General features: G+C 45.9%; 3 protein-coding genes. All 3 read left to right on the top strand.

Translation table 11 applies throughout. From position 1 onward, the window contains the following. Positions 1–63 precede the first annotated feature (63 nt). The 3 genes from ACLFWI_RS27035 (at position 64) to ACLFWI_RS27045 (ending at position 4,624) form a co-directional block, all read left to right on the top strand. Entirely contained in the window at positions 64–1,965 is a 1,902-nt protein-coding gene (locus tag ACLFWI_RS27035) for a S9 family peptidase (protein ID WP_446415496.1), read from the top strand. 236 nt (positions 1,966–2,201) lie between these two features. Further along, positions 2,202–3,527 carry a DnaJ domain-containing protein gene (locus ACLFWI_RS27040; protein WP_446415497.1) on the top strand — a complete coding sequence of 442 codons (1,326 nt, stop codon included), beginning with the start codon at positions 2,202–2,204 and terminating at the stop codon, positions 3,525–3,527. Between the two features lie 380 nt (positions 3,528–3,907). Further along, positions 3,908–4,624, top strand: a complete 717-nt coding sequence (locus ACLFWI_RS27045; protein WP_446415498.1) for a PEP-CTERM sorting domain-containing protein — start codon at positions 3,908–3,910, stop codon at positions 4,622–4,624. Positions 4,625–4,762 lie beyond the last annotated feature (138 nt).

Below are 4,762 nucleotides of genomic sequence, written 5' to 3' on the forward strand. Positions count from 1 at the left end.
TAACACGCCAGATTCGTTACAGTGTCTCTAAGACAATCAAAGCAATTGAACCCGTAAACTAAAATGGCAACGGCAACAACTTCTTCAGTATCCCAAGCACTACCTCCCTTAATTCCCCGCGAAACCCTATTCGGAAACCCCGATCGCACTCGCCCGCAGCTATCGCCGGATGGTAAGTATTTGGCTTATGTCGCCCCAGATGAGAAAAATGTGTTGCAAGTCTGGTTGCGAACCGTGGGAGAAGATGATGATCAGCAGCTAACGGCGGATCAAAAGCGGGGGATTCGCCTTTATGTCTGGACATACAATCCTAACCAGCTTATTTATCTGCAAGACTCAGACGGCGACGAAAACTTTCACCTCTACTTGGTGAATGTCCAATCCAAGTTAGTGCGCGATTTAACCCCCTTCCAAGGCGTGAAAGCCCAACCGATTGACCTTGATCCAGAGTTTCCTGATCAAGTCTTGGTGGGAATGAATCTCAATGATCGCCAAAAATTTGATGTGTATCGGATTAATCTAAATAATGGGGCAGTGGAGTTTGAGACCGATAATCCTGGTAATATCGTCAGTTGGGTGGCTGATGCTCAATTCCAGATTCGGGCAGCGATTGCAGCCACGCCAGATGGGGGTTCCGATCTGTTATTTCGCGAGACTCCCGATAAATCCTTTGAATTATTACGCCACTGGGGACCCGATGATGAAGGATCAGCCGTCACCTTTTCTGAGGATGGCAAAACCCTGTATATTACTGGATCGCACGATGCCAATGCCCAACGGTTAATTGCTTTAGATTTAGCCTCCCGCCAAGAAACAGTTATGGCGGCTGATCAGCAGTATGATATCGGTGGTGTGGTCATTCATCCAACTCAGCGCCGGATTCAGGCGGTGTCCTTTTATAAGGATAAAGTGGAATGGCAAATTCTGGATGAAAGCATTGCTGATGATTTTAACGCGATCGCGCAAATCCGAGACGGTGAATTCGCCATCACCAATCGCACGTTAGCCGATGATACCTGGTTGGTGGGTTACGCCACGGATAATGGTCCGGTTTATTACTATGTGTATAACCGTGACGCTAAAACCCACTCCTTGCTATTTAGCAATCAACCTGAACTGGAAACGTTGCAACTCGCATCAATGCAACCCATTTCCTACCAAGCGCGAGATGGTTTAACGATTCACGGCTATCTCACCACGCCTGTTGGAATTGAGGCGAAAAATTTACCCACTGTGCTTTTGGTTCATGGTGGACCTTGGGCGCGAGATACGTGGGGCTATAGTCCAACGGTACAATGGTTGGCAAATCGGGGTTATGCGGTGCTACAAGTCAATTTCCGAGGATCTACAGGCTATGGGAAAGCGTTCCTAAATGCCGGGAATCGAGAATGGGCGGCAAAAATGCATGATGATTTAATTGATGCCGTGAATTGGATGGTAGACCAAGGAATTGCGGATCGGAATAAGGTGGCAATTATGGGCGGGTCCTATGGTGGATATGCCACATTAGTTGGATTAGCTTTTACCCCAGAAGTATTTGCGGCGGGTGTGGATATTGTTGGTCCGAGTAACTTAGTTACCTTAATGCAAAGTATTCCCCCTTACTGGGCACCAATGAAAGCCATGTTTGCCCATCGCTTAGGAGACTTAGACACAGAGGAGGAGTTTCTCAAAGCGCGATCGCCTTTGTTTTTTATTGACCGGATTCAGAAACCGTTATTGATTGGTCAAGGGGCAAATGATCCACGGGTGAAACAAGCCGAAAGTGAACAAATTGTCGAAGCGATGCGAAAGGCAAATAAACCTGTTGAATACGCCCTTTACACCGACGAAGGACATGGATTTGCTCGTCCAGAGAATCGGCTTCACTTTTTCGCGATCGCAGAAGAGTTTCTCAGTAAGTATTTAGAGGGACGCTTTGAACCGATTGGTGAAATAAAGGGTCATTCGGGAGTGGTTAGTTAAAACCAAAGGTAGGGGCGCAAGCCTTGCGCCCTTTTCCGTAGAATTGGTTACGGAATTATGTTGTTTTAACGCAGAGGGGCGCAGAGGTTTACGCAGAGGGCGCAGGGAAGTTAGCGGATTTGAATGAACATTTTATAGAATTGGATAAATAACTGGAAACGATATCAGTAGTCAAATTACCCATTAAATACGCCATTTTATGACAGACGTGCCATGGTACGTCTCGGCAAAATCAGATGCATGATTCTCGTAATTACTATCAAATTCTGGAGGTTTCTCCTGACGCAACCCAACAGGAGATCAAACAGGCTTATCGTAGCCTCGTGCGTCAATACCATCCAGATTTGCATCCTGATAATCCAGACGCCACGGAGCGATTTAGACTAATTTGTGAGGCGTATCAGGTGCTGTCGGATCAGGTAAAGCGGCGTCAGCATGATCAAGAGGTTCAACCTCAGTCTAATCCGCCGAAAACGGAGTCAATGACGGCTCAAGATTTCTATGTGCGGGCGGTTAGTAAGGCGTTGGCTAAAAATTATCAGGGGGCGGTTAAGGATTGTAATCAAGCGATTTCCCTAAATCCTAACTTTGTAGACGCCTACGTGGAACGGGGCGCTGCGTATTATAAACTAGGAAATGCTAGGAGAACACTACAAGATTGTAATCAGGCATTAAGGATTAATTCTCGGTTTGCCCCAGCTTATTATTACCAAGGGAGAGCGCGTTATCGACTGGGATATAGTCAGGCGGCGATTGATGCCTATACTCAAGCGATCGCTTATGATTCTACTCATGCTAAAGCTTATTATCAGCGCGGTTTAGCTCATAAAGATTTGAAGGAATTTGAAAGCGCGATCGCGGATTTTCACCAAGGGGCACAATTGTTACGTGAACAAGGAGATAAAACAGGATATCGGTTAGTTCAGGAAACGTTGCGAACTCTGCAACAGACACCTGGAAAAGGGGGAGTTTTCAGGAAAGGAAATCCTATCCGTTATCTTAAAGGGCTACTGGGAGACACGCTATTGACAATCAAGTCCTTTTTACTCAATCCCATGGGGGGACTCTTACCCAGTTTTGCCCGTCTCGATGCTCAACGAGCTAGGGGGGTAGGATTCCTATTGGCGGTGATTTTTGATGCTTGTTTTGTCTGGGGTATTTATACAGGTTGGCGGGATGTGGTTTATGTTTCCCTGGTTCCGTTAATTGGGGTGGGTATGATGCCGTTTATCATTCTAGTCGCGATGAGTGCGATCGCGCGATTAATTGGGCGTCATCCCGGTAGTTTGGCGGGGGATAGTTTTCTGGCTGGGGCGACACTGATCCCATTAACTATTTTAGCGATCGCTAATGGGATTTCGTCCAATTTGCCGAGTCAACTCATGGTAATGATCACCGTATTCACTAGCTGCTACACGATTCTGACGCTGTATAGCGGTTGCACGCAAATCGCCAATTTCTCAGAAAAGACAGCCGCGTTATTGGTTCCAGTGATGGTTCTAGTCAGTGGCTGGATTTCCTATTGGGCGTTTATGGCGATGCTGGGAATGGCGTCTTTTTGAGGATGGGATTGGTAAACCGTAAAAAGGCGACATTTGATCAAGTTTGTGTAAACGTCTAAGCTGTTCGGCATTTAAACCTTCATGTCAATAATGGCTCTCATCCTTGTAGTGCGAGCCAGCCAGCTCGCTACCCATTCCCAATTTAAATGGATGACAGCTTAGACTCCCCTAAATAAAAGAGGAAATCCGAGAAATGATTCCAGGCGTTATCGCCAAACTAACTCAAACAGGGCATTTTTGAAACAATTCTCGGAAAAAAATTACTCTATTTCAGGTTGGGTTATATGAAAAGCTGATGAAGTTAACGTAATTTGCTTGCCTTGGCGAACTGATGACTCTACGCTAGAAAATAGCACAGTTATCAGTATTGTTAAAAAAGTATGAAAAAAACAGTGTTGGCAAGTTTAAGTTTGGTCTTAGGCTTAATCTTTGTTCCTGAGAATGCACAAGCCCTTACCTTGTATGCGGAAGACTTCTCTGGTCAAAACGGCAAAGGAGCAACAGGCGGAGCAGCTACAGATGTAGTTGGGGTGGATTGGTCAATTGAATTAAACGATGCGGCTCTCTTTGACTCCAACGATTACTTCAGAGTCGAGGCTGAAGCTTTCACCGCTCGTGATACAAACGCGGGTTGTCCGAATGTAAGATGTACCTCTGGGGGTAATCTTAATCCCTTATTTCCAGCGTGGCTGAGTCCAAAACTCGATATTTCTGGATTTAGTAATCTGGCGTTATCGTTGGATGCTTTCGCCAGTGATGTCAGTTTTGAACATGAGGAAAACAGCCCGATTGGTCACAAAGATTACTTTATTGTCTCCTATTTACTGGATGATGTTGAGTTTTTAGCAGCTGACTTAATTACCCAGTCTGGGGTTTTCAGGAATCAAACGGTGAATCAAGCGATCGGTGATGGTAGTACATTACAAGTGAAAGTGCAGCTTAACACCACTGCATCCACAGAGTTGTTGTCGTTTGATAACATTTTGGTCACAGGAGATCCAATCAATTCCTCTCAGACTGTCCCTGAACCTGCGTCTATTCTGGGTTTAATTGCACTTGCGGGTGTCGGTATAGCTTCCCGTAAACGCCATCTGTAGGGGCGGGTTTAGGAACTAACAGATCAAAACATAACCGATAACTTTCATACAAAACCCGCCCTCCCCCAGCCATGGCGATTAGACAGCCCTGGCGATTAGAAATCGCAGCTACACAAACAAAGTCCGCCTGCGCGGACT

This window comes from Coleofasciculus sp. (assembly GCF_046539235.1).
Taxonomy (GTDB): domain Bacteria; phylum Cyanobacteriota; class Cyanobacteriia; order Cyanobacteriales; family Coleofasciculaceae; genus Coleofasciculus.

What these genes read in the sequence shown, in the direction of transcription:
- ACLFWI_RS27035 (WP_446415496.1), top strand. Translation starts at nt 64, where the DNA reads ATGGCAACGGCAACAACTTCTTCAGTATCCCAAGCACTACCTCCCTTA.
- ACLFWI_RS27040 (WP_446415497.1), top strand. Translation starts at nt 2,202, where the DNA reads ATGCATGATTCTCGTAATTACTATCAAATTCTGGAGGTTTCTCCTGAC.
- ACLFWI_RS27045 (WP_446415498.1), top strand. Translation starts at nt 3,908, where the DNA reads ATGAAAAAAACAGTGTTGGCAAGTTTAAGTTTGGTCTTAGGCTTAATC.